Annotated in this window: 20 protein-coding genes; 6 read left to right on the top strand and 14 right to left on the bottom strand. The window is 37.0% G+C overall.

Annotated features, from left to right (window positions below; translation table 11 throughout):
- Positions 1-72: 72 nt before the first annotated feature.
- Complete coding sequence (locus BBH99_RS18785; protein ID WP_066699386.1) at positions 73-2,844, top strand: TonB-dependent receptor plug domain-containing protein; 2,772 nt, start codon at positions 73-75, stop codon at positions 2,842-2,844.
- Between the two features lie 63 nt (positions 2,845-2,907).
- On the opposite strand, the gene BBH99_RS18780 is transcribed toward BBH99_RS18785, so the two are convergent.
- The 4 genes from BBH99_RS18780 to BBH99_RS18765 all read right to left on the bottom strand — a co-directional run bounded on the left by BBH99_RS18780 (position 2,908) and on the right by BBH99_RS18765 (position 7,142).
- On the bottom strand, positions 2,908-4,749 hold the full coding sequence (locus BBH99_RS18780; RefSeq protein ID WP_185111103.1) for a carbon starvation CstA family protein: 1,842 nt from the start codon (positions 4,747-4,749) through the stop codon (positions 2,908-2,910).
- Positions 4,750-4,942: 193 nt separating this feature from the next.
- Positions 4,943-5,977 carry an alpha/beta hydrolase gene (locus BBH99_RS18775; RefSeq protein WP_066699383.1) on the bottom strand — a complete coding sequence of 345 codons (1,035 nt, stop codon included), beginning with the start codon at positions 5,975-5,977 and terminating at the stop codon, positions 4,943-4,945.
- Positions 5,978-5,998: 21 nt separating this feature from the next.
- Positions 5,999-6,382, bottom strand: coding sequence for a DUF3037 domain-containing protein (locus BBH99_RS18770; RefSeq protein WP_066699381.1), 384 nt, complete (start codon positions 6,380-6,382; stop codon positions 5,999-6,001).
- On the bottom strand, positions 6,369-7,142 hold the full coding sequence (locus BBH99_RS18765) for a HipA family kinase (RefSeq protein ID WP_066699379.1): 774 nt from the start codon (positions 7,140-7,142) through the stop codon (positions 6,369-6,371). Before BBH99_RS18765 ends, BBH99_RS18770 begins: the two co-directional genes overlap by 14 nt.
- A 71-nt stretch (positions 7,143-7,213) precedes the next feature.
- On the opposite strand from BBH99_RS18765, the gene BBH99_RS18760 reads away from it, so the two are divergent.
- The 3 genes from BBH99_RS18760 to BBH99_RS18750 all read left to right on the top strand — a co-directional run bounded on the left by BBH99_RS18760 (position 7,214) and on the right by BBH99_RS18750 (position 8,975).
- Entirely contained in the window at positions 7,214-8,056 is an 843-nt protein-coding gene (locus BBH99_RS18760) for an alpha/beta hydrolase family protein (protein ID WP_066699378.1), read from the top strand.
- 96 nt (positions 8,057-8,152) lie between these two features.
- A complete protein-coding gene (locus BBH99_RS18755; RefSeq protein ID WP_066699375.1) occupies positions 8,153-8,668 on the top strand; it encodes a hypothetical protein in 516 nt (171 codons plus the stop codon).
- Positions 8,669-8,768: 100 nt separating this feature from the next.
- A complete protein-coding gene (locus BBH99_RS18750; protein WP_066699373.1) occupies positions 8,769-8,975 on the top strand; it encodes a hypothetical protein in 207 nt (68 codons plus the stop codon).
- Between the two features lie 41 nt (positions 8,976-9,016).
- Here BBH99_RS18750 and BBH99_RS18745 read toward each other — a convergent pair whose 3' ends face one another.
- From BBH99_RS18745 to BBH99_RS18705, 9 genes are all read right to left on the bottom strand, one after another.
- Entirely contained in the window at positions 9,017-9,619 is a 603-nt protein-coding gene (locus BBH99_RS18745) for a hypothetical protein (RefSeq protein ID WP_066699371.1), read from the bottom strand.
- 13 nt (positions 9,620-9,632) lie between these two features.
- On the bottom strand, positions 9,633-10,454 hold the full coding sequence (locus BBH99_RS18740; protein WP_066699368.1) for a flavin reductase family protein: 822 nt from the start codon (positions 10,452-10,454) through the stop codon (positions 9,633-9,635).
- Between the two features lie 162 nt (positions 10,455-10,616).
- Positions 10,617-11,864: a fumarylacetoacetase gene (gene fahA / locus BBH99_RS18735; RefSeq protein WP_066699366.1), complete on the bottom strand. Its 1,248-nt coding sequence runs from the start codon at positions 11,862-11,864 to the stop codon at positions 10,617-10,619.
- Positions 11,865-11,921: 57 nt separating this feature from the next.
- The gene (locus tag BBH99_RS18730) at positions 11,922-12,383 is read right to left on the bottom strand and encodes a hypothetical protein (RefSeq protein WP_066699364.1); all 462 of its coding nucleotides are present in this window, start codon (positions 12,381-12,383) and stop codon (positions 11,922-11,924) included.
- A 73-nt stretch (positions 12,384-12,456) separates the two neighbouring features.
- Positions 12,457-13,587, bottom strand: a complete 1,131-nt coding sequence (gene hppD / locus BBH99_RS18725; RefSeq protein ID WP_066699362.1) for a 4-hydroxyphenylpyruvate dioxygenase — start codon at positions 13,585-13,587, stop codon at positions 12,457-12,459.
- A gap of 236 nt (positions 13,588-13,823) precedes the next feature.
- The gene (locus BBH99_RS18720) at positions 13,824-14,618 is read right to left on the bottom strand and encodes a hypothetical protein (protein WP_066699360.1); all 795 of its coding nucleotides are present in this window, start codon (positions 14,616-14,618) and stop codon (positions 13,824-13,826) included.
- A 138-nt stretch (positions 14,619-14,756) separates the two neighbouring features.
- Positions 14,757-16,031 (bottom strand): acetyl-CoA hydrolase/transferase family protein, encoded by a 1,275-nt coding sequence (locus BBH99_RS18715; protein ID WP_066699356.1) that lies wholly within the window; start codon positions 16,029-16,031, stop codon positions 14,757-14,759.
- 297 nt (positions 16,032-16,328) lie between these two features.
- A complete protein-coding gene (locus BBH99_RS18710; protein WP_066699351.1) occupies positions 16,329-17,840 on the bottom strand; it encodes a succinate CoA transferase in 1,512 nt (503 codons plus the stop codon).
- 184 nt (positions 17,841-18,024) lie between these two features.
- Positions 18,025-19,176 (bottom strand): homogentisate 1,2-dioxygenase, encoded by a 1,152-nt coding sequence (locus BBH99_RS18705; protein ID WP_066699347.1) that lies wholly within the window; start codon positions 19,174-19,176, stop codon positions 18,025-18,027.
- Between the two features lie 122 nt (positions 19,177-19,298).
- Between BBH99_RS18705 and BBH99_RS18700 the strand changes: the two genes are divergently transcribed.
- Both BBH99_RS18700 and BBH99_RS18695 read left to right on the top strand, forming a co-directional pair.
- Complete coding sequence (locus BBH99_RS18700) at positions 19,299-21,368, top strand: TonB-dependent receptor plug domain-containing protein (RefSeq protein WP_066699345.1); 2,070 nt, start codon at positions 19,299-19,301, stop codon at positions 21,366-21,368.
- A gap of 50 nt (positions 21,369-21,418) precedes the next feature.
- Positions 21,419-21,844 carry a thioredoxin family protein gene (locus BBH99_RS18695; protein WP_228390848.1) on the top strand — a complete coding sequence of 142 codons (426 nt, stop codon included), beginning with the start codon at positions 21,419-21,421 and terminating at the stop codon, positions 21,842-21,844.
- 300 nt (positions 21,845-22,144) lie between these two features.
- On the opposite strand, the gene BBH99_RS18690 is transcribed toward BBH99_RS18695, so the two are convergent.
- Positions 22,145-22,621 (bottom strand): cupin domain-containing protein, encoded by a 477-nt coding sequence (locus BBH99_RS18690; protein ID WP_066699338.1) that lies wholly within the window; start codon positions 22,619-22,621, stop codon positions 22,145-22,147.
- Between the last annotated feature and the right edge of the window lie 4 nt (positions 22,622-22,625).

Genomic DNA, 22,625 nt, shown 5'->3' with positions numbered 1-22,625 from the left:
GTAGACTAATAAATATGCTTTACATTTGCAGCCTGCAAAAAACATAAATGTTTAATCAACTGATGAAATGATATGAGTAATAAAAAAACTATTTTTTCAGCCTCTGTATTATTTTTCCTGGGGGTTTTTACCTACGGACAGGAAAAAGACAGTATCAAAACCAAAAAAGACAGCATCAATACAAATAAAGTAGAGGAAGTGATTATTCTGGGGTCCAGATCCGGAGCAAGATCGAAGGCAGACAGTCCGGTTCCTGTGGATGTATTTAATCTAAAGGAAGCTTCAGTAGTTCTACCGCAATCTAATATCGGGCAGATCCTGAATGCTATTGCTCCTTCTTTTACCTCTACCATTCAAACCAATTCTGATGGAACAGACCATTTAGATCCAGCCCAATTAAGAGGATTAGGGCCAGATCAGGTTTTGGTTTTGGTGAATGGAAAAAGAAGGCATACTTCTGCATTGGTTAACGTCAACGGAACACCGGGAAGAGGAACTGTAGGTACGGATTTAAATGCTATTCCTTCTTTCGCTTTAAACAGAATAGAAGTTTTAAGAGATGGAGCCGCTGCACAATATGGATCTGATGCCATTGCGGGGGTGATGAATCTTGAACTGAAAAGAGATACCGGAAAACTGGCTGGGCAGATCAGTTATGGTGGGAATTTAACCCCTACAGCTAACGATCATACCGGAAATTTTGATGGGCAGAATATTCAGTTAGATCTGAATTATGGTAATAAGATCGGAACGAAAGGAGGCTTCTTCAATATTACCTGGTCTTCGCAGTTCAGGAATCCTACTTACAGAGCGGGAACTGAAAATGCTCCTATCTATAATGCTTATAATGCTATTGAACAGCGTGCTCTGAAAGATGGGGTAAATCTTTCTTCTCTTTTTACTGATATTGGAAATACTCCCAATGCGCAACAAATTGTAAATTATATTCATCAATATGCACCACAAGTAAGTTACTTTGACCAAACTTTGCAAAATGATATACAAACAGCCGGTACAATTGCCGAGTTACAAAAAGTTTTGTCGAATTCTGCCAAATTCACTACCAATTATTTGAATTATATCACAGATCAGGAGCTTGCTTACAGAGGGCAGACAAGAAAAGACTTTAATATGCAGGTAGGGCAGTCTAAACTTAATAACCATCAGCTTTTCATTAATGCTGAGGTTCCTGTAAGCGATAACTGGAAGGTATATACATTTGGCGGATACAGTTTGAGACATGGGGTTTCCGGAGGGTTCTACAGAAGACCAAGAGAAAACAGAACTTTTACAGGTTTGCATCCTAATGGTTACCTGCCACAAATAGGAACTGATATTCAGGATATTTCATTAGCTGCCGGAATTAAAGGAAAATGGGAGGGATGGAATATTGATTTCAGTAATACTTTTGGGCAGAATTCATTCACTTATAACATTCGTAATACAGGAAACACTTCTTTAAGATTTGCTTCTCCTAATGAATTTGACGCAGGGGGACTAAGATTTACTCAAAATACCATCAATTTAGATTTTTCTAAAAAATATGATGTATTGGAAGGTATGAACATAGCATTTGGAGGTGAGCACCGTTTTGAAAACTTTAAAATGACAGCAGGGGAAGAAGCATCTTATACAATATATGATGCTTTTGGAAACCCTTGGAATAATACTACCCAGAGGCCAACAGACTTTTTTGGCCAGGCTCTTCCGGGAGGTTCACAGGTATTCGGCGGATTTAAGCCTGAAAATGCAGTGAATAAGAACAGACAGTCATTAGCGGCTTATGCAGATGTAGAATTGAACTTTACCAACTGGTTGTTGGTGGATGCAGCTGCGAGATATGAAAATTATTCAGATTTCGGATCTACGTTCAATTATAAACTGGCTTCAAGAATCAAGGTTGCTCCTAACTTCAATGTGAGATTTGCAGGTTCTACCGGATTCCGAGCACCATCTATTCACCAGATTTATTATAATGTAAGTTCTACCTTATTTACCGGTGGTCAGCTTCTTGAAGTGGGAACATACAGTAATGATTCAGAATTGGCAGTGAAGCTTGATATTCCAAAACTGAAACAGGAAACCTCAAAATCTGCAAGTTTAGGATTTACTTATAAAATTCCATCTGTGAATTTAACCTTTACTGCTGATGGATATTTTACTAAAATTGACAACAGAATTATTCTTACCGATCAGTTCTTAAAAAAAGATGTACCACTGGAAGCTCAGAAAGAGTTTGAAAAATTAAATGTGAATGCAGCCCAGTTTTTCACCAATGCAATTGATACGGAAACAAAAGGGTTGGATATCGTTATTTCCCATAACGCAAGATTTTCAGGGGTAAAACTGGATAATAATTTTGCCATTAACTTAAACCAGACAAAGCAGGTAGGAGAGATTCACTCAGCGGGATTACTAAAATCTCCAGCTCTTGAAAAGATTTATTTCTCTGAAAAATCAAGAATATATCTGGAAGAAGCTGTACCAAGAGTAAAAGCGAGTCTTTCTCACACGTTAACATGGAAGGGGGCGAGCTTCTACCTTAGAAATACGTATTTCGGAAAAGTAACCGGAGCAGATAATATTGATGTAAACGGTGACGGAATCCTTGATCCTAAAGAACACCAAACCATAGGAGATAAAATTATTACAGATATTTCCGCTGCGTATCAGTTTACGAAAAATATTGGACTAACAGTGGGAGTTAACAATCTGTTTGATATTTATCCTACTAAAAATCTACCGGCTTCAAGTAATAACGACCAGTTTATTTACTCACGTTCTACCTCTCAGTTCGGGCAAAACGGAAGGTATGTTTTCACCAGACTTAATTTCAATTTTTAATGAATTAACAATACATAAAGAAACAGCTCAGATTTTTCTGAGCTGTTTTTTTATTTTTAATATTCATCTTTCAACCAGTTCTTTCACCGGTTCTCCATAATGATCTATCTTAGTGGTATTGATCTGTAGTAGCTGATACCATTTTCTGAAAGCCCCTATAAATACAATAAGCATAAGAATCATGGCGGTTACAGCTAATGCAGCAAGTAAATACTGCCCTTTGGGAATATAAATAGAAGTTACCTGAATATAACCGGCCCAGAATGTAATTCCGGCCATGAAAACTCCGGGAACAGCCGAACATAATGCATACTTTCCTCTATTCATTCTTATCAGCATCGTTGTACAGACAATAAGTCCACAGGCTGCCAATAACTGATTACTGATTCCGAACAACGGCCATATACTGTTCACATTTCCGGTATACACCAGATACCCCCAGGCAAAAGTGAAAAGAAGACTGCTGATGATAATTCCCGGAATCCAGTTTTTATCGTTAAACTTTGGAACTACAGAACCCAGCATTTCCTGCAGAAAGAAACGGCCAACCCTTGTTCCTGCATCAATGGCGGTAAGGATAAATACAGCCTCAAACATAATTGCAAAATTATACCAATAAGCCGTAAGCTGATCCATATAGGGGATTTTATTAAATATATGAGCCATCCCAACAGCCAGGGATACTGCACCTCCGGTTCTGCCGTAAAGGTCAATTCCTATTTTCTGTGAATAATAATCGATGTCTACTCCGTGTAAAGAAGGATGTGCTGCCAGAAATGAATCATAGGCTTCTTTAGGGGTATTGATGGCAAAGTAATCACCTGGCATTAATGTACAAGCTGCAATAAGTGCCATCAGTGCCACAAAACCTTCTACAAGCATAGCTCCATATCCTACAAAAAGAATTTCTTTTTCTTTATTAAGCATTTTGGGCGTTGTTCCTGTAGCAATCACGGCATGGAATCCGGAAATGGCCCCACACGCAATAACAATAAAAATAAAAGGGAGTACAGGTCCGCCAATAATAGGTCCGCCACCGTTTACAAAAGCTGTGATTGCCGGCATCTGTACAGTAGGATGAATAACAATTACTCCGATGGCCAGCATAATAATGGTCCCTATTTTTAAATAAGTGGAAAGATAATCTCTTGGAACTAGAAGAAGCCATACTGGTAATACAGAAGCAATAAACCCATACAATGGAATGGCAATGGAAATTGTTTTAATATCCCATGAAAATAAACTATTCATAGTTGGATTCTGCATCAGCCCATGCCCACCGATAATTCCGGCAATCAGTAGAATACCCCCTAAGATACTTGCAAACAGAACACTATTCTTCTTATAGCGCATGATAAGCCCCATAATGATGGCAATAGGCATTGTAATGAATACTGTGAAAAGAGACCAGGCCGCTTCATGCATGGCATTGATACATGCCAGGGATAAACCCGCCAATGTGAGAACCAGGATGAAAAGTATGGCAAAACCTGCTACGGTTCCGGTTGCTTTTCCAATTTCCTTTGAGGCAATAGTAGCAAGACTTTGCCCCTTATGTCTCACAGATGCAAAGAGAACAACCATATCATGCACTCCGCCTCCCAATACACAGCCTATCAGGATCCATAATGCACCGGGAAGATATCCGAACTGGGCGGCGAGAACAGGGCCTACTAATGGCCCGGCGGCGGCAATGGCTGCAAAATGATGTCCAAAGAGTACATTTTTATTCGTAGCAACATAATCTTTACCATCTGCAAATTCTACCGCAGGAGTCACATTCTGATCGTTAAGTCTGAGAACTTTATTGGCTATAAAAATACCATAGAAGCGGTAAGCTATCGCAAAAATAAGAACAGAGGCAAATATGAGAGTAAGGGCATTGATATTGTTTAGAGAATCCATATTGCTTATTTTTTTAATGAATAATTAATTGAAATGCTGTTTTTGTTATGAATAACTTAAACAATAGCCAAGGTAATTATTTTTGAGATAAAAAATAGTAATATGTATATCAATTTAGCATATTTGCTGTTTAGTGTTTATTTAAATATTTAATTTATAAGTGTTTAAATTGTATTTTATTAGGTAATGTATATTATTTCTTCTGTGAAACAATAAAATCTACCATTTGGTCCGTCATTTTATCCAGAGTATCTTTATCTGTAGTTGAAAAACTATGAACACCTTTATCAATAATCAATAAAGAAGTTTCAATATGGGCTCGTTTTAATTTTCTATGCAGCTTTTTTGATTGACTTAAAGGAACTATCTTATCCTGATTTCCTTGAACAATCAAAGTAGGAACACCCGTTGAAGCATAAGTAACCGGAGATATGGTTTTTAAATATTCTATAGCTCTGTCCTGGTCTTTATTCAGATTATAACCGGACATTCCCTTTACAAGTCCCTGTTGAAGATCTACAATTTTCTTTGAAATCATTTTCACCATAGAAACAGGAATAGTACCCAGCCTGGTATGAAACAGCTTATTCAGATCAGCTGGTCCATAATGGTCAATCACATAATTTACCTTTGAAGAATAGGAAGAGAGATCAGGACTTCCTACAAAGGTATTGTCTGGAGAATAAGCAGCCATTAACGATAAATGTGCTCCTGCAGACGCTCCGAAAAGACCAATATTATTGGTGTCAAAATTATACTTTTCTGCATTTTTTCTCACCCATCTCACGGCATCTTTGGTATCTTCCAAAGGCAGAGGAAAATGAGTGTTTTCGTTAAGAAGAGTATAATTGATACTGATGACAGCATATTGTCTTGCCGTCAGTTTTTTGATTGTATTTTCAACATAATCATCTGCATGAATTTCTTTATTACCTTCTATCCATCCACCACCGTGAACATAGATCAATACAGGAGTTTTTTCAGCAGAAGCATTTTTCGGCATATAAAGATCCAGCTTAATAGAATCTCCCTTTCTACTGGTTTTATAGACAATATTTTCGGTAAGTGCAGTAATTTCAGGAAGCAATGTACTTTTTACATGTTTCTTCTGAGTAGGAGCCTGTGAAAACGATTGTGAAAAAAATAAACCGGGAAAATTTAAAAATAAAACAAAAAACAGGTTTGTGAGAAACCTGTTGATTGATATGTTGTGTATAAATGATTGCATAAAATTTTTTAAAGAAGTTTATTACTTTACTAGCTCTTCAAAAAGTTTACCAAAAGTAATATTGAGATCTTTAGATTTCCCCGGATGAGGTCTGGAAGTTTGTACAACAGCACTTCTTACAGCAGTCAGCCATCGGAAACGCTCAGGAACTTCAAGCAGGGCAATAGGTCCGCCATCCTTATCTCCGTTAGCTATTTTCTGAAAGCTTTCCAGGTTTTGAATAATATCGTCATAATCCAGTTTGCTGTGCATCAGCTTGAATTTATCTGGACATAAATAAAATTCTACCCGGATGAATTTTTCCTTTTTAGAAAACATTACCAATCCGATATTGAAAAATTCCTCTCTTTCAACTTTAGGTACCAGGCGTATTACCGCATACTCATATATTTTATCCTCTTGCATTTTTAGCTTCGTTTACAAAGATTTGAGAATTTTCTAATCTGGTTTTCATGAATTGAAAATAAATTTCACGTATCTCATCAGGAGTTTCATCAGCATCATTCCAGTGTAACCAGTCTTCAGGAATAGCATTAACGATATCTCTGAAAAGTGTTTCATTCAGTACCTCATGGGCAAACTTATCAGCTTCATCCAGCTTATGGGCTTTAGGAAGAAGAACATGGTCTTTTACGTATTTGAAAGGTGTTTTGGCAGCAGCATCAAAATTTTGCCATGAATGATGAAAATAGAATGACGCTCCATTATCAATAATCCAGAGTTCCTGATGCCACATCAGCATATTGGTATTCTTAAAAGTACGGTCAATATTAGTAATAAAAGCGTCCAGCCATACTATTTTCGACGCCAGAAGCGGATCAACCTTCACTCCCGGATCATAGGTGATAGAACCGGATAGATAATGTAATCCCAGGTTTAAGCCCTCAGAAGATTTTAATAAATCCTGTATCTCTTCATCAGCCTCTGTTCTCCCAAAATCTGCATCAAGGTTAATAAAAACGAGTTCGGGAATCTTCAATCCCAAAGCTTCTGTAATCTTTCCGCCTATAAATTCAGAGATCAGCATTTTAACTCCATGACCGGCGCCACGGAATTTTAAAACATATTTAAAATCATCATCAGCTTCTGCCAGAGCAGGAAGTGAACCTCCTTCCCTCAGTGGCAGAATGTAACGCATCACGGTTACCGTTCTTAAATTCTGCATAACGCAAAATTAAGCTTATTTTTTAATAGTTTTTTTCATAAATTTCAATTAAAATAAATTGTATTTGTTGTATGAAGCTGATCATTAAAAAAAATATAGCACTGGAAAATCCGGAAACAAGAAATTTTCTTGCGGATAGTTTTCATGTGGATAACACCGAAAAGCAACCGCTGGTGATCTTTGTTCATGGCTATAAAGGCTATAAAGACTGGGGAGCCTGGGATTTGATGGCTGAAAAGTTTGCAGAAGCTGGATTTTTCTTTGTGAAATTTAATTTTTCCCATAACGGAACAACGGTAGATGATCCTCATCATTTTGCTGACCTGGAAGCTTTTGGGAATAATAACTATACCAAAGAGCTGTCTGATTTGGGTGTTGTTATTGACCATTTTATTCGGGATCCGCGTGTAGATCAGGATAAAATAGTTCTGATAGGGCATAGCAGGGGAGGAGGAATTTCCATTGTTAAAACTTTTGAGGATGAAAGAATTAATGGATTGATTACCCTGGCCAGCGTAGATACTTTAGATCGTTTTCCAACCGGAGAACTCTTGGAAAGCTGGAAAAAAGAAGGTGTTTATTATGCATTAAACGGCCGTACTCAACAGGAAATGCCTCATTACTACCAGTTTTATGAGGATTACGAAAATAATATACATCGTTTTGATGTAGAACGGGCAACGGAAATGGCTAAAGCCTACATGCTTATCATCCATGGAACAAAGGACGAAGCAGTGGATGTAAAGCATGCAGAGCATCTTCATATCCTGAATCCAAATTCAGAACTTTTTCTTATTGAAGATGGAAATCATACTTTTGGAGCTAAAGAACCCTGGAGTGATTCTCATTTGCCGGATGATCTGAACAGAGTAGCAGAAAAATGCATCGAATTTTTAGATAAAAACTTAAAATAGAAACGTCTCTGGAAACATTATTCATAAAGTAAAGAATTCAAAATAAATTGGTTATCATTACGTTATAATAAATCAATCACTACACTAAATATTATTATGAAAAAGATTATTACAGGCACTTTAACGCTGATCGTATTGGGAAATATTGTTTCCTGTAAAAAAGAACCTAACACTCAATCTTCCGTAAGTACAGACACACTGGCTACCGTATTGCCAAAAGACTCTATTGTAACTTCAAAGACGGATTCTGTGGCCGCTGCAATGCCTTCAACAACTGCTACAGTTGAAATTATCACCAAAAATGAAGGCAAATATCCTCATGATATCAAATTATTTGAAGATAAAAACTTTGCGGAAAGAGTGAAGAAGCTGGTTGGAAAAGAATATGATGAAATGTTCAAAAGCTTCAACGTAGAAGGTCCTATTGTATCAGATAACGGGATTTATAAACTTCATGGATGTAAACAGCATGACTGTCCGGGATATGCTACCTCTATTTATTATGATGCTAAAAATGATAATCTGAATGTTTCCATTGATAAAAACGGTAAGATAACAGACTTTGCAGAAAAAGGAAAAATTACAGTGTCAGAGGCTCTGAAAAATAAATAGAATAATTGTAATACGTTGGAGTATTGATGTTTAATCTATTTTTTTTGATTGTTGTAATGTGATTTTTCATATCTTAGTGATAAACTAATTTACTATTGTTATGAAAAAATCAAATTTTAAAAACGCTCAGAAATTAAACAGACAGGCTCAAAAGTTTATCGTTGGACAGGGAAAAGAATTATGTCCGCCAACAGGATGCTATAATTATTATTTAAGTGATGGTAACGGTACGTGTATCGTAGCTCCATGTAACTCGGATTATGGTACTATAGTTCAGGTAGACGGACGCAGCAAATGTTGCTTTTAAAATACAAAAGGAGTGAAATTTTCACTCCTTTTTTTATTGAATTATTCTTCTGTTTTTACAGCGTTCTTTTTTACTGATCTTAAAAGACTCCTGAAGTTTTTCATGGTCATCATTTCACTTGTCGGAGTGAAAATATTGGCTTTTTCACCTTTTTCAAGTGAAAACTCAGAAGAGGCTTTCAAAGAGTATATTTTTTTCATGGTTTTAATATCATAAATATCCATCATCGCAAAAGTCTCATTCTTCTTATAGCTATCAAGCTCACCCGATGCACGATCTAAAGTATTGCGGACCCTCATGGTATAAATGTTGACCAGAAAATTAAAATCAGAATTGTCCTTCAGAATTTCAAGATCCTCTATTTCTGGCTCAAAAGGAATACTGTTTTGAATGAGATTTTCTGCCTTTGCTGTTTTTAAATCATAGGTATTGCCATTACTTAAGCTTTGAAATAATTGCATCACTTCTTTGCTCATCATTTCCCGGTGATGCGATTCTACTCCTGTTCTGATGTTATTGATCAGCCATTTTTTATTTTTTGAGAATACCAGAGATTTACTGTAGACTCCGTAATCTTTCCTCACAGGATAATAGCATGATTGTAGAGCAATCAATAGAAAAAAGAAGAGAATATATTTTTTCATAAATGAATCCAGATTATTTAATTAAAATCTTCCAGGCCTCTTCAATTTTACTTTCTAATAATAGTTGTTGTGCATCCTGATGAACATTTTCATCAGAATGATATTCTCCTAATGGTAATACTTCAACATTGGCCAGCATTCCCAGATCATTTCCTGTAAAGACTTTACTGAATTTGATGACATCTGGTAAGAGATCAAACCCAATTCCTTTTGTTACCAAAGGCTTAGGAACTTCAAAAAGGTTGTTTTCATTACTTCTGGAATACCAATTGCTGCCTAAACGAGCTACCATATCCAGTTTTTGCTGATCTAAATTTCCAGCTTCATTCAAATATTCTTCTCTGATATGGATCTTCTGAACTTCACAGATGACCAGATTACCAGCTCCACCTTGATCTCCCAATGATTTCACCTCTAAAACTTTGCATTCAAAGTTCACTGGGCATTCTTCAATCAGTTTAGGCTTTACAAGGTCAGCATCTTTCATCGTAAGACCAGATTTTATAAATTCATTTACTCCTGTTTCATATTCTGTAGAAGCTAAAGAAATTTGCTGTACAATAGGAAAATTTACTGTTCCGATAACCACTTCCGGTACTTCCAGTACATTCTCCAGAGTATGTTTCGTTGTATTGTCACGCACTCTTCTTGACGGAGAGAAGATCAGGATCGGAGGAACCGTACTGAACATATTGAAAAAACTGAATGGAGATAAATTACTGTTACCGTTTTTATCCACCGTAGATGCCAAAGCAATAGGGCGTGGTGAAACGGCTGTTTGCATGATGGTTTGGAGCTGTACAGAGGTTATTTCAGAAGGGATTACTGTTTTCATATTTTATTTGGGTACTTAATTCAACTTAAGTATTCAATGTATTTAAAAAAAGATGCTTCGGCTACGCTCAGCATGACAAATCTAATACTAACTGTTTTACAGCATATTTTTAGCGATGTCATGCTGAGCGAAGTCGAAGCATATAATCATTAAGCTTTAATCTTAAAGTGTTGGAATAATTTTACCGGAAACTTCACCGAAACCTACTCTTACACCGTCTTTTTCAGCCCATGCTTTCATGGTAACGGTATCATTATCTTCAATGAATTTCCTTTCTTCACCGTTGCTTAATGATATAGGATTTTGACCTCTCCATGTTAACTCAAGCATAGAACCGAAAGATTTTGGATCACTTCCTGAGATGGTACCACTCGCATACATATCTCCAACTTCCACGTTACATCCGTTTACGGTGTGGTGAGCAAGCTGTTGGGTCATATTCCAGTACATATATTTGTAGTTGCTTTCACAGATCAGGTTTTGATCACCGTTTTCTGGCTGAATATATACTTCAAGATTGATATCATAGTTTTTGTCGCCTTCAAATTTCAGATAGTCTAAAACTTCAGGATCCTGTTTAGGAGAAGCTGTTCTGAATGGCTCCAGAGCTTCAAGGGTAACTACCCAAGGAGAAATAGAGGAACCGAAGTTTTTGGCAAGGAATGGCCCAAGCGGAACATATTCCCAGGATTGAATATCTCTTGCAGACCAATCATTGAATACTACCATTCCGAAGATCGCATCTTCAGCATCTTTGGTAGAAATACTTTCTCCCATCTCTGTGTTTTTGTTGACGATGAAAGCCATTTCCAATTCGAAATCTAACTGCTTACAAGGTCCGAAGACAGGTTTTTCTGCATCAGCAGGCTTCATCTGACCTTTAGGACGGTTGATTTCTGTTCCTGAAACAACGATAGAAGAAGCTCTACCGTGGTAACCTACCGGTAAGTGCTTCCAGTTAGGTAATAAGGCGTTGGCAGGATCACGGAACATTTTCCCTACGTTGGTAGCGTGTTCAATGCTGCTGTAGAAGTCTGTATAGTTTGGAATGTGAACAGGCATCATCATTTTTACCTTATCAAGGTCATAGAACGCCTCTTCAATTGTTTTTTGATCTTTAGACAATGCAGATCCTTCCTGTAATAAGGTTTGAATCTTTGTACGCACTGCGTTGGTAACAGGTTTACCCAACTCGATAAATTCGTTGATGGTGTAGGCTTCAAAAACATTGTCGTCCAATCCTTCAATGTCTTCAAAATAGCCAAGATCGTAAAGGGTAGCAAGATCAATAACCTGATCTCCGATTCTTGTGCAGCATCCGATATATTCTTTGTTGAATACTGCCACTCCGAAAGGAATATTATGTATAGAAAAATCCGAGTTTGAGGAATAGTCTACAAATGATTTCATAAGTTTAGATTTTAGTTAGATTAAAATATCATCCTGAGAAACTTTCCCCCAAGATATTTATTTTGCCTTTTTTGAGTAAGAAGCTTCATCGATCCATCGGTCTCTGGTATTGACATCAATGAGATAGAGAATATTGTCCTGCTGGGTAAGCAATAGTGTTTTGGTGACCGGCATTGGGATTTTTTTGCCTTCAAGTACATCTGCCCGTAAGGAAATAATGTTCTTTTTTCTGACAATATCACCGGTAAAAACGTTAGAACTGCTTTCTCCGGTTGCTTTATCATCGAAAACCTCTACGTAGGTTGCACTTTTCCCTTTGATAACAATAAAATCTCTTTCCGTATGGTCTGCTTCATCTTTTATGAAAACAAACTTTTTGTTGTCAATATCTACTTTTTCAAGATTCTGATTGATCCCTTTTCTCGCTTCAAGTCTGTCCAGAATTGCATTCAGTGATCCGTATTGTGCTTTTACGCCTAAAGTTCCAAAGAATAGAATTCCAATTAAAAGTTTTCTCATTATGCTGTGTTTTATAAAAAAGTTTTGCCAGAACCTTGCATTCTGACAAAACTTAGTATTTTTGGTTGTAAAATTAAAGATTTCCTCTTCTTTCCTGTTCTCTTTCTAAGGCTTCGAATAATGCTTTGAAGTTTCCTGCACCAAAACTCTGTGCACCGTGTCTTTCAATAATTTCGAAGAATAGAGTAGGACGGTCTTCTACAGGCTTAGTAAAGATCTGTAACAGATATCCTTCTTCATCATGATCAATAAGTATACCTAACTCCTGAAGTTTCTTAAGATCTTCATCAATATGGCCAACTCTTTCAGGAACCATATCGTAATAAGCCTCTGGTGGAGCTGAAAGGAACTCTACACCACGTTTTTTCAATTCACTTACTGTGTGGATGATATCTTTTGTTGCTACTGCAATATGCTGTACTCCTTCTCCCTCATAGAAATCAAGATACTCTTCTACCTGAGATTTCTTTTTACCTTCTGCAGGTTCGTTGATAGGGAACTTTGCATATCCGTTTCCGTTTGACATTACTTTAGACATCAATGCAGAATATTCTGTGTTGATCTGCTTATCATCAAAAGAAAGGATGTTTACAAATCCCATTACTTTTTCATACCATTCAACAGTTGGGATCATTCTGTTCCAGTCTACATTTCCTACGCAGTGGTCTACGTACAATAAACCAGCTTCTTCAGGATTGTAGTCACTTTCCCATTTCTCGTACCCAGGCATGAAAGCTCCGTTATAATTTTTTCTTTCTATAAACATGTGAACAGTTTCTCCGTAAGTATAAATTCCGGACATTCTTACTTCACCGTGCTCGTCAGTTAAAGTTACTGGCTCTAAATAAGGCTTTCCACCTCTTTTAGTAGTTTCTTCGAAAGCTGCATATGCATCATCTACCCAAAGTGCCAAAATTTTTACTCCGTCACCATGTTTTTTTACGTGTTCACTGATAGGAGAGTCAGACTTCAGTCCTGTAGTAAGTACCAATCTGATTTTTCCCTGTTGAAGCACATAAGATGCGCGGTCTCTCACTCCTGTTTCAGGACCCGCATATGCTACAGACTGAAAACCGAATGCGGTTTTGTAATAATGCGCAGCCTGTTTTGCATTTCCTACATAAAACTCAATATAATCTGTACCGTTAATCGGTAAGAAATTCTCTGCTTGAGCAATCTTCTCGGCAAATGTAAGTGTTGACATATTTTTCTTTTTACTTTTATTTTATTGGTATGCAAATTACAAAATTCTTGGATATAGCGAAAATATTACCGCTGATTCATTGAAGATATTTAACATAAAGTTCAAGAAGTGTTCACTTAAGTATATTTAAGTTTCTTAAGTTTAAAATATGCTGCCTACATTTGTCATACAAAAGACAAGTGAGAAAAAAATATTTCGAACATGAAAGCCGCAGAGATCATCTGCGGCTTTCTTATTTATACGGTAGTTTCAATTTTCCTGTTCAGCATTCCTGCATCAGGATTATAATTGTCCCAGATTTTCCAGGTATCATCTATTTTCTTAAAAAAATAAATCTGTGTACTGAGCTGGTTCACAAAATGTTCTTCCCCGGTTTCTCCCACTTTGAATAAGAGGTTCCAGAATTCCTGAGTCTCCAGTATTTTTTTGTTGGGTTCATCGGTAACGATTTGAATATCAAAAACCTCATAATTAGATCGGTTATTCTTGGTGACCAGTTGGAAGTCTTTTTCACAAAGCTCTTTACTGAATTGTGAAATTCTTTCCAGAAACGGAGAATCATCAAATACCAGGTCTTTGAAAAGTTCAGTATTATGGTTGGGAAACGCTTTACAGAATTCAAAAGCCCTGGCGCAATAATCATATACCAACCTGGTCATAAATGACAGGTCATCAGTTTCATCATGATCTTTATTTTTATGTCTTATGGAAAGGATATAATCATTAAGATCTTTGTAGCCCAGGAAAATACATATTTTATCCAGGGTTTTTAAAAATCTTAAATCACTGTGGGTTTTATCCTGATAATCGTTTTCAAAAAAACGCTGCAGGGTAACATGGGAAATCGTAGTCCCGATCTCAAACTTTTTACCCCCTTTAAGTTCTTCAGCTTCAGAAAGTTCATCTTTAATGATTTCGGAAAGAATAATATAATGGCTTCTCTTCCATTCATTCACATTCCCCAAAACAGAATTCCTTACCTTCGAATGCTTTACCACTTCTTCTCGTATCGAATTATATATAGTCTTCAATTTCCTTGTTTTAAAAAGGTTTTTATCAAAAATACTGCCAAAATATTAGGGCATTTTTATGATTTACTGGTATAAGTTAAAGATATATTTTTAAATTCCGAATAAAAATTAAAGTTAAAATATGTTATTGTTTGATTATCAGTGTTTAAACCTTTCAAAGGCGGCTCTCTCAAGCATTTCCCTGTCATCAGGATGGGCAATGCTGATAAGCTCCTGTGCTCTCTGGCGAAGGTTTTTTCCATACAGGTAAGCGGTACCGTATTCTGTAACCACATAATGAATATGGCCTCTTGTAGTTACCACACCTGCTCCTTGTTTCAGGAAAGGAACAATCCTTGAAACTCCTTTTTTAGTTCTTGCAGTGATCGCAATAATAGGTTTTCCATCTTCGCTTAAAGCTGCTCCACGCATGAAGTCCATCTGGCCGCCAATACCGCTGTATTGCAAAGTTCCGATAGAATCGGCGCATACTTGTCCGGTAAGATCAATTTCAATGGCAGAGTTGATGGCTACCAGTTTTTTGTTCTTCATGATATTGATAGGGAAATTCACTTCACTTACATCTCTGAAAGCAAAAACAGTATTGTCGTCCACATAATCATATAGCTTTCTGGTTCCGAAACAGAAGCTGGTAATGGTTTTATTATCGTTGTAACCTTTGTATTTGTTATTGATTACATCATTCTGAATAAGGTCTATCACTCCATCACTCAACATTTCTGTGTGAATTCCAAGGTCTTTATGATTGTGCAAACATTGTAAAACTGCATCAGGAATTGTCCCGATTCCCATTTGCAGGGTAGAGCGGTCTTCAATAAGTTCAGCTACATTTTTTCCCACCAGCATTTCTTCAGGACCTACTTTTGAACTGTAATCTACGGTATGAAGCTCCTCTTCATGCCAAACCAGTTTATGGATCCTGCTGACGTGAATCATTCCGTCTCCATGGGTTCTTGGCATTCTGGGATTAACTACGGCAACAATGGTTTTTGCTGTATCTACAGCAGCTCTTGCAATATCCACTGATGTTCCCAAAGTACAGAAGCCATGTCTGTCCGGTGGAGAAACAGTTACCAGTGCAACATCAAGCGGAAGTATGTTTTTTCTGAATAAAATAGGAATTTCACTTAAAAATACAGGGACAAAGTCACCTCTGTCTGAATTTACAGCATCACGAACCGGCGTAGACACGAATAAGGAATTGATAAAGAATTTGTCTTTGTACTCCGGTTTTGCAATTTCTATATTTCCCTGTTGGGTAATGGAAACCATTTCTACATGGTCTAACCTGTGAGCCTGTCTTGCCAGCTCGTCGATCAGGTAATTGGGAGTACATGCGCTGCCGTGAAAAAATACGCGGTTACCGCTTTTTACTGTATATATCGCTTCTTCTGCGCTGATGTAATTATTCATATTTTATCTTTTTATTATAAAATTCCTGACTAATTTTTATTCATAAATGCCTAACCTCTCTCAAAGATACCCTTAATATCTCTATTTATTTTAATTCTTTCAAGGGATATTAAAAGACTTTTATCATAGTAACGAATTATATAAATTTAATAAATAATAGTTTTATTAAGTCCATTATTTAATAATTATGAATGACAATGTTGTTTAATTGTGTAAGTATTTAAATTTAATAAAAAAATAAAGGACCAAATGCATAACATCTGATCCTTTTATAGTTTTTTAAGCGGGTAAAAACTCCTAATTGGAAACCTCAGCTTCTACTTTTTGTTTCATACTTCCTGTTTCGGAAAAGCGTAAATGCCAGCTGAAGGCTTCTTCCAATAAGTGTGGCGTATGCCCGCCACGTTCACAGGCTCTGTCGAAATAAGACTGTAATTCTTCTTTGTAATCAGGATGTACACAGTTGTCAATAATTTTCTGAGCTCTTTCTCTTGGGGCTAATCCTCTTAAATCAGCCAATCCAACATCGGTAACCAGAATATCAACATCATGTTCCGTGTGGTCTGTATGGGAAACCATTGGGAGCACGTGAGAAATGTTATTTCCTTTGGAAGCTGCCTGAGTCACAAAAATACTTAAGTAAGCGTTTCTTGCAAAGTCTCCGGAACCTCCGATTCCGTTCATGATTTTTGTTCCGCCAATATGGGTAGAGTTCACATTTCCATAAATGTCAAATTCAATGGCTGTATTGATGGCAATTACTCCTAATCTTCTGATAAGTCCTGGAGTATTGGAAATATTCTGAGGTCTTAAAACAAACTTGTCTTTATATTTCGAAAGGTTTCCCAGTACTCTTTCATAGCATTCCTGAGAAACAGTAATGGATGATGCGGATGCAAAACTTAACTTACCTGAATCTATCAGGTCAAAAGTGCTGTCCTGAAGAACTTCAGAAAACATGGTTAAGTCATAGAAATTGCTGTCTTTAAATCCGGTAAGCACAGCATTGGCCACTTTTCCGATTCCTGCCTGAAGAGGTAATAATCTATCTGTAAGACGTCCCAACTGAACTTCATTTTCAAAGAATCTAAGAAGGTGTTGGGCGATGGCTGTTGTTTTTTCATCCGGTTCAGCAATATCGGCAGGACTATCTTTCAGGTTGGTGAAAACAATAGCTTCAATTTTATTAGGATCTACAGGAATACTTTTTCTTCCGATTTTATTCCATGGAGCTACGATTGGGATAACGTTTCTATATGGATAATCTTCCGCTTGGTAGATATCGTGGATTCCGTATACTTCTTCCGGAACTTCGGTATTGATTTCAATAATTACTTTTTTAGCCAAAGCGGCAAAGGTTACTGAATTTCCCACTGAAGTGGTGGGAACAATACTTCCGTCTCTTTCAATATAAGCAGCCTCAATAATGGCAACATCAATGCTTTGAAGGTTTTTGGTGTGAAGAAATTCGGCACTTTCACTTAAATGCTGATCGATGAAGAGAATTTCTCCTTTATTGATTTTGTTTCTTAAAGTAGGATCTACCTGGAATGGCATTCTTTTCTTTAAAACATTGGCTTCTGCCAGTTTTCCGTCTGTGCCGTGTCCCAGTGAAGCTCCAGTCATTAAAGTGACTTTAAGGTCTTCTGTTTTTCCTCTTTCCGCCAGTGCCGGCAAAATGGCTTTGCTGTCACCTGCTTTTGTAAAGCCGCTAGACCCAATGGTCATACCGTCTTTAATCATTTTTACAGCATTCTCGGCTGTAGTTACCTTTTCGTGTAGACTTTCTAATCTGATTCTTTCTAACATGTAATATTGATTTTTATTAAACCACCATTACTTAGGATGCGATATGAAAAATAATGATGGCCGTATATGTGGACCATACCTTACAAATTTACGAAAAAAGACGCTTTAAATAAAGGATTTAAGGCGTCTTTTGTATGTATTTACTAATAGTTTTTCTCAATGATAAGAAAGATATTCTACTGTTTTATTCTAACCATGAAGTTTTATAAGACGGATCTTCCACTTTTAAAGCTTCTTCCGTAATTTTTAACGGTCGGAAAGGGTCTACCATTACGGCATATTCTTCAGTAAATTTTTTACCGATACTTCTTTCCATGGCTCCCGGGTGAGGCCCATGAACAATTCCTCCAGGGTGAAGTGTGAAATCCATTAAGTCGATATGGTTGCGGCTCATGAAGTCACCTTCTGTGTAGAATAATACCTCATCAGAATCAATATTGGAGTGATTGTAAGGGGCAGGAATGGCCATCGGGTGATAGTCATACATTCTTGCACAGAATGAACATACTACAAAGTTATGGGCTTCAAAATTCTGGTGAACCGGTGGCGGTTGGTGAATTCTTCCTGTAATCGGTTCAAAGTTTTTGATATTAAATTTATAAGGATAGAAATAGCCGTCCCAGCCTACCACATCAAAAGGATGCGTGGCATAGATGAAATCGGTAATCTGGTTTTCTTTTTTTACTTTAATCAGGAATTCTCCTTTTTCGTCCTTAGGTTCTTTGAAAGTAGGTGCAATAATGTCTCTTTCGCAGAATGGAGAATGTTCCAGAAGCTGTCCGAATTCATTTCTGTATCTTTTCGGAGTGTAAATAGGAGAATGGCTTTCCAATACAAAGAATACGGTATTTTCAGACTGCAATTCTACCTGGTAAATAGTTCCTCTCGGAATAATAAGATAATCGCCGGTTACAAATTCAAGATCTCCCACAAAAGTTTTTAAAATCCCCTTGCCCTCATGTACAAACAAAAGCTCGTCACATTCTGCATTTTTGTAGAAATAATCCATTGATTTTCTTGGCTTGGCCAATCCCATTTTCAGGTCGTTATTCATCAAAAGGATTTTACGGCTGTCCAGAAAATCGTCCTCAGGAGTTACATTCATTCCTTTGAACATTCTTGGTGTAATATTTTTCTCCACCGCAATTTTAGGCGTTACATCTTTCGGTTCTCCGATTGATTTGATCTGGGTAGGACGGTGAATATGGTACAATAGAGAAGAGATCCCATGAAAACCTTCCGTTCCGAAAAGCTGTTCATAGTAAAATTTATCTTCCGGAGATTTAAAGACGGTATGTCTTTTTTGTGGGATGTTTCCCGATAGATGATATCTCATTTTACTTTCATATGTAGTTTCTCAAATTTAATCATTTTTCATGAATTGGCTCAATCAAATATTTATTGTTAAGTTTTGTAATTCGAAAATAATTGTTAGATTTGTCTAACAATTTTAATTTCATGAAGCGAATATTATTTTCTATTACTTTTTTATCCTCGTATTGTTTTGCCCAGGAGACAGACAGTCTAGCTTTAAATCAACCTAAAAACACTGATTCTGTAAAGGTTTCAAAGAAGGAATTCAAGACAAGTAATATTGATGATGTAGTGGTTACCGGAACCATAAAACCGATGAGCAGGTCTAAAAGTCCTGTGGCTGTTGAGATCTACAGCCAGAAATTTTTCCAGAAAAATCCTACTCCAAGTATTTTTGAAGCCATAAGCATGGTGAATGGAGTAAAACCACAGTTGAACTGTTCAGTGTGCAATACAGGAGATATTCATATTAATGGTTTGGAAGGTCCATACACAATGATTTTGATTGACGGAATGCCAATCGTCAGCTCACTTTCCACAGTTTATGGATTGAGCGGAATTCCTAACAGTTTGGTAGATAGAATAGAAGTGGTAAAAGGTCCTGCTTCCTCCATTTATGGTTCTGAAGCGATGGGAGGAGTTATCAATATTATCACTAAAAATGCATTAACGGCTCCTAAGTTGAGTGTAGATATGATGACCAGCTCGTGGACTGAGAATAACCTGGATCTTTCCACAAAGTTTAACCTTGGGAAGAACGTGGCTTCACTATTAAGCTTAAATTATTTCAGTTTTAAAGAAAGAATAGATCAGAATAAAGACAATTTTACCGATTCTACCTTACAGGACAGGATTTCTATTTTTAACAAATGGAATTTTAAAAGGAAAGACAACAGACAGGCAAGTTTTGCTCTAAGATATTTGTATGAAGACCGTTTTGGAGGTGAAATGCAATGGAACAAATCTTTCCGGGGAAGCGATGAGGTATATGGTGAAAGTATTTATACGAACAGAGCAGAAGTTTTTGGGTTGTACGAATGGCCAATGAAAGAGCATATTGTCACTCAGTTTTCTTATAATTATCATGACCAGAACTCTTTTTACGGAGCGAATCCGTTCAATGCTTTACAAAAAGTAGCCTTTGTACAGACTTATTGGGATAGAAGTTTTGGAAAACATGATATTACAGCCGGAGTTACTTTTAAAAGAACTTTTTACGATGACAATACTCCGGGAACATTGGCTTCCGATGGAGTAACCAATGCGCCGATGAAATCTCCGATCTGGGGAGTATTTGTTCAGGACCAGTGGGAAATCAATGATAAAAATACATTGTTATTAGGATACCGTTATGATTATGATAAGGTTCATCATTCCGTACATTCTCCAAGATTTGCGTGGAAATTTTCCCCGAATCCATATCACACGTTAAGATTCAATTTTGGGACGGGATTCAGAGTGGTGAATCTGTTTACAGAGGATCACGCTGCATTAACAGGTTCAAGAGAAGTTATTGTAAAATCAGATCTTCTGCCTGAGAGATCAGTGAACGGAAATGTGAATTATATCTGGAAAATTCCTGTTGGAAATCGATTGGTGAATCTGGATGCTTCTGCATTTTATACTTATTTCAGTAATAAAATTGTGGGAGATTTTGATTCTGATCCGAATAAGATCATCTACGACAATCTCAACGGTTATGGAATTTCCAGAGGAGCATCTTTGAATGTGGATTTCAGTTTCTTTTTTCCGTTAAGTGTCAATTTAGGAGTAACCTATCTTGATGTCTATCAGAAATACGATGATGAAAATCAAAAAACACAGCAGCTTCATGCTCCAAAATGGAGTGGAACCTATAATTTAACCTATAAATTCCCAAGCAATCTGACAATAGATTTCACCGGACAGTTTTATGGACCGATGAGATTGCCTGTTTTGCCAAATGACTACCGCCCTGAATATTCACCATTCTATTCTTTAGCGAATATTCAGGTTTCAAAGAGCTTTAAATCCGGATTTGAAGTCTATTGCGGGGTGAAAAACTTATTCAACTTTACTCCTAAGGATCCTCTGATGAGACCTTTTGACCCGTTTGATAAACATGCTGATGATCCCATCAGCAACCCGAACCATTATACTTTCGATACCGCATATGGCTATGCGCCTATGCAAGGCATCAGAGGGTTCCTGGGAGTGAAATATACACTGAAATGAGAACTTTTGCTTTATTTTTAATGTTTGTGCCCTGTCTTTGTCTGTCCCAGATGAAGACAGGGACTTTTTCTGAAGTGGAGCGTCTGCAAAAAGAATCTCCCAAACCCATGGTAATCCATCTTTATACGGATTGGTGCTCTGTTTGTAAAATAGAATCCTTTAGACTCAATAAGGATAAAGAGCTGGTTGAAATGATGAATGACCATTTTTACCTGGTTAATTTCGAGGCTGAAAAGACCAGAGAAAAAATCAATTTTCAGGGAAAGGAATTTGAATATTTAGCTAATGGAAGTTCTGGAATTCATGAATTGGCGCTGGCTCTGTCTAAAAATAAAGAACAGCCTGTTTATCCGTTGTGGATTTTTCTGGATAAAAACCGGAATTTAGTTTACTATCAGGAAGGATTGCTTACTCCTGATAAAATGAAAGAAAAATTGCGGGAGATTTCAGCTTTGCAATGGGTTGGGAAACGTTAAGGCGCGAGGATTTTATCTGCGATAAAATTTTAAACCGTTCATTTTAATGCCACGAATTCACGAATAAAAATAAATATAATCTCACGTATAGAATCAAATAGTTCACCCATTCGTAGCAAAATATGAGCATAGCTTCACATTGCTGGAAATCCTAGATTTTCTTACGCCTTAAAAACAGTATTTTATTTAAAAATCTTTGCGCCCTTGGTGTTTTCCAACAAAATTAATACTCTCGCAGATTGAACAGATTATGCAGATCTTTTTTTGTCTGTGGAATTGGTGTAATCTGCGGGAAATCTTTTAACTTTTAGTTTCAGCATCAATCAAAATGGCAAGCTGTATGCATGGTTCATCAGATCTGTTGCTCCAGGCATGGTTGGTACCTCTTTGGATGACGATATCTCCAGGTTTTAAGAGCGTTTCTCCTTCATCCATCATCAGATAAAGTTCGCCGGAAAGAATGATAATATAATCTAAGGTTGGAGTCTGATGCATCATAGGATGAGGTTCTCCTTTCTTGAATTCAACGCCTAGGTCTTTATCCGGTGGAACGACTACATACCGGAAATAGATTCCGTTTTTGGGAGTTTGTGGAAATCCAGTGTTTGGAATTCTTCTTTCATCCTCTAAACTTGCCGGCATTGCCTGAGTATTCCAGATGTCTGAAATAATGAGCCCCGGAAAATGTTCTACTACATTTTCAACCTGTTGATCTTCTGTAATAATAGATTTCCCGTCTTTCATTCCGGTTACGATGCGTCTTGGTATTTTGTTCATGGAT

Origin of the sequence: Chryseobacterium contaminans (assembly GCF_001684955.1) — a bacterium.
Classification (GTDB): Bacteria; Bacteroidota; Bacteroidia; order Flavobacteriales; family Weeksellaceae; genus Chryseobacterium; species Chryseobacterium contaminans.
This window is presented reverse-complemented; position numbering and strand designations above follow the sequence as displayed.

Coding starts and splice junctions, on each gene's coding strand:
- BBH99_RS18760 (WP_066699378.1), top strand. CDS start 7,214: ATGAAGCTGATCATTAAAAAAAATATAGCACTGGAAAATCCGGAAACA.
- BBH99_RS18770 (WP_066699381.1), bottom strand. CDS start 6,382: ATGCAAGAGGATAAAATATATGAGTATGCGGTAATACGCCTGGTACCT.
- BBH99_RS18745 (WP_066699371.1), bottom strand. CDS start 9,619: ATGAAAAAATATATTCTCTTCTTTTTTCTATTGATTGCTCTACAATCA.
- BBH99_RS18710 (WP_066699351.1), bottom strand. CDS start 17,840: ATGTTAGAAAGAATCAGATTAGAAAGTCTACACGAAAAGGTAACTACA.
- BBH99_RS18740 (WP_066699368.1), bottom strand. CDS start 10,454: ATGAAAACAGTAATCCCTTCTGAAATAACCTCTGTACAGCTCCAAACC.
- BBH99_RS18755 (WP_066699375.1), top strand. CDS start 8,153: ATGAAAAAGATTATTACAGGCACTTTAACGCTGATCGTATTGGGAAAT.
- BBH99_RS18695 (WP_228390848.1), top strand. CDS start 21,419: ATGAAGACAGGGACTTTTTCTGAAGTGGAGCGTCTGCAAAAAGAATCT.
- BBH99_RS18780 (WP_185111103.1), bottom strand. CDS start 4,749: ATGGATTCTCTAAACAATATCAATGCCCTTACTCTCATATTTGCCTCT.
- fahA (WP_066699366.1), bottom strand. CDS start 11,864: ATGAAATCATTTGTAGACTATTCCTCAAACTCGGATTTTTCTATACAT.
- BBH99_RS18700 (WP_066699345.1), top strand. CDS start 19,299: ATGAAGCGAATATTATTTTCTATTACTTTTTTATCCTCGTATTGTTTT.
- BBH99_RS18750 (WP_066699373.1), top strand. CDS start 8,769: ATGAAAAAATCAAATTTTAAAAACGCTCAGAAATTAAACAGACAGGCT.
- BBH99_RS18715 (WP_066699356.1), bottom strand. CDS start 16,031: ATGAATAATTACATCAGCGCAGAAGAAGCGATATATACAGTAAAAAGC.
- BBH99_RS18785 (WP_066699386.1), top strand. CDS start 73: ATGAGTAATAAAAAAACTATTTTTTCAGCCTCTGTATTATTTTTCCTG.
- BBH99_RS18730 (WP_066699364.1), bottom strand. CDS start 12,383: ATGAGAAAACTTTTAATTGGAATTCTATTCTTTGGAACTTTAGGCGTA.
- BBH99_RS18690 (WP_066699338.1), bottom strand. CDS start 22,621: ATGAACAAAATACCAAGACGCATCGTAACCGGAATGAAAGACGGGAAA.
- BBH99_RS18705 (WP_066699347.1), bottom strand. CDS start 19,176: ATGAGATATCATCTATCGGGAAACATCCCACAAAAAAGACATACCGTC.
- hppD (WP_066699362.1), bottom strand. CDS start 13,587: ATGTCAACACTTACATTTGCCGAGAAGATTGCTCAAGCAGAGAATTTC.
- BBH99_RS18765 (WP_066699379.1), bottom strand. CDS start 7,142: ATGCAGAATTTAAGAACGGTAACCGTGATGCGTTACATTCTGCCACTG.
- BBH99_RS18775 (WP_066699383.1), bottom strand. CDS start 5,977: ATGCAATCATTTATACACAACATATCAATCAACAGGTTTCTCACAAAC.